Annotated in this window: 2 protein-coding genes and 1 pseudogene; all 3 read left to right on the top strand. The window is 73.9% G+C overall.

The genetic code is table 11. The features are described from left to right. Positions 1-710, top strand: a 710-nt coding sequence (locus tag AB0I76_RS28530) for a glycosyltransferase (protein ID WP_357041819.1), incomplete at its 5' end; no start/stop codon positions are given. Then, the gene (locus AB0I76_RS28525; RefSeq protein ID WP_357041816.1) at positions 695-1,915 is read left to right on the top strand and encodes a glycosyltransferase; all 1,221 of its coding nucleotides are present in this window, start codon (positions 695-697) and stop codon (positions 1,913-1,915) included. The genes AB0I76_RS28530 and AB0I76_RS28525, both read left to right, overlap by 16 nt. Continuing rightward, positions 1,912-2,072 (top strand): annotated as a pseudogene (locus AB0I76_RS28520) (phosphoheptose isomerase); the annotation flags it as partial. The gene AB0I76_RS28525 and the pseudogene AB0I76_RS28520, both read left to right, overlap by 4 nt.

The raw sequence follows: 2,072 nt of genomic DNA, 5'->3' as shown, positions 1-2,072 counted from the left end.
TCTACGTCGAACACAACACCCCCAAAGACGGCAACGTCCCCAACAGCCGCCACCCCCTCGCCGACCGCGACGACCTCCTCATCGCCCACGTCACCGCGTTCAACCAGCTTTTCTGGGACACCGGCACCACCCGCACGACTGTCGTGGACCACGGGGTCGTCGCCCCGTCGGCGCACTACACCGGGGAACTGGACCGGCTCGCCGTGGTCATCAACGAGCCGGTACGCCGCTGGCGGGTCACCGGCACCGACCTGCTGCCCCGCTTCGCGGAGATCGCCCCGCTGGACGTCTTCGGCATGAAGGTCGCCGGCCTGGCCGACCACCTCGGCCTGCCCGCCGACCGGATCACCAGCCACGACGACGTGCCGCAGGCGCGCATGCACGCCGAGCTGGGGCGGCGGCGGGCGTACCTGCACCTGTGCCGGTGGACCTCCCTGGGTCTCAGCCTCATCGAGGCGATGACGATCGGCATGCCGGTCGTCGCGCTGGCCACCACCGAGGCGGTGATGGCGGTGCCGCCCGGCGCCGGAGCCCTCGCCACCCGGATCGACACCCTGCTGGACGCGGCCCGCCGGTTCATGGAGGACCCGGCGGAGGCGCGCCGCACCGGCGCGACGGCCCGTGCCGTCGCCCTCGACCGGTACGGGCTCGACCGATTCCTCGCCGACTGGGACCGGCTGCTGGAGGAGGAAACATGCGCATCGCGATGATCTCGGAGCACGCCAGCCCGCTCGCCATCCTCGGCGGCGAGGACGCCGGTGGACAGAACACGCACGTCGCCGAACTCTCCGCCGCCCTGGTCGCCGCCGGGCACGACGTACGGGTCTACACCCGACGCGACGCCGTCGACCTGCCGGTGTCCGTCCGGAGCGCGGACGGCTACGAGGTGGTGCACGTGCCGGCGGGGCCGGCCGAGCCGCTGGCCAAGGACGCGCTCCTGCCGCACATGAAGGAGTTCAGCCGCTGGGTGGTCGACCGGTGGCGAAGCGACGACTGGACGCCCGAGGTCATCCACGCGCACTTCTGGATGAGCGGCCTGGCCGCGCTGGCCGCCAGCCGGCAGACCGGTGTGCCGGTCGTGCAGACGTACCACGCCCTCGGGGTGGTCAAGCGCCGCCACCAGGGCGTGCAGGACACCAGTCCGGCGCGGCGGATTGGGTACGAGCGGGAGCTGGGTCGCTCGGTGGACCGGGTGATCGCCCAGTGCCAGGACGAGGTGGGCGAGCTGGTCCGGATGGGGGTGCCCCGGTCCCGGATGACGGTCATCCCCTCCGGGGTGAACCTCGGCACCTTCGCGCCGCTCGGCCCCGCCGCCGACCGGGACGACGACCGGCCGCGCATCCTCACCGTCGGCCGGCTGGTGGAACGCAAGGGCTTCCAGACCGTCATCCGGGCGATGGCGCACGTGCCGGACGCCGAGTGCGTGGTGGTCGGCGGACCACCGGCCGGCCTGCTGGAGAGCGACCCGTACGCCCGGCGGCTGCGGGCCCTCGCGGGCACCTGTGGTGTGGCCGACCGGGTGAAGCTGGTCGGTGCCGTGCCCCGCGAGGAGATGGGCCGCTGGTACCGGTCGGCGGACCTGCTGGTCGCCGCCCCCTGGTACGAGCCGTTCGGCCTGACCCCGCTGGAGGCGATGGCCTGCGGGGTGCCCGTCGTCGGCACTGCCGTGGGCGGCATCAAGGACACCGTGGTCGAGGGCGTCACCGGTGACCTCGTGCCGGCCCGGGATCCGCGCGCCCTGGGTGAGGCGATCCAGCGCCTCCTCGACGACCGGATCCGGCGGTTCGCGTACGCGACCGCGGCGCGGGAACGGGCCCGCCGGACGTACTCGTGGGCGGCGACGGCGGAGCGCCTGACCGCGGTCTACGAGGAGGTGGCCGCGGTCCGCCGGCCCATCCGGGTGGTGGCCGGATGACCGGGCCGACGCTCGTCGACTGTCACCTGGCGAACCTGGCCGCCGCGCTGCTGCCCTACCGGCAGGCCGCCGAACGCCTCTCCACCTGGGGCACCGAACTCGCCTGGACCCTGGCCCGAGGCGGACGGCTGCTGGTGGCCGGCAACGGCGGCAGCGC

The sequence above is a fragment of the Micromonospora sp. NPDC049799 genome, assembly GCF_040656655.1.
Classification (GTDB): domain Bacteria; phylum Actinomycetota; class Actinomycetes; order Mycobacteriales; family Micromonosporaceae; genus Micromonospora.
This window is presented reverse-complemented; position numbering and strand designations above follow the sequence as displayed.

What these genes read in the sequence shown, in the direction of transcription:
- AB0I76_RS28525 (WP_357041816.1), top strand. Translation starts at nt 695, where the DNA reads ATGCGCATCGCGATGATCTCGGAGCACGCCAGCCCGCTCGCCATCCTC.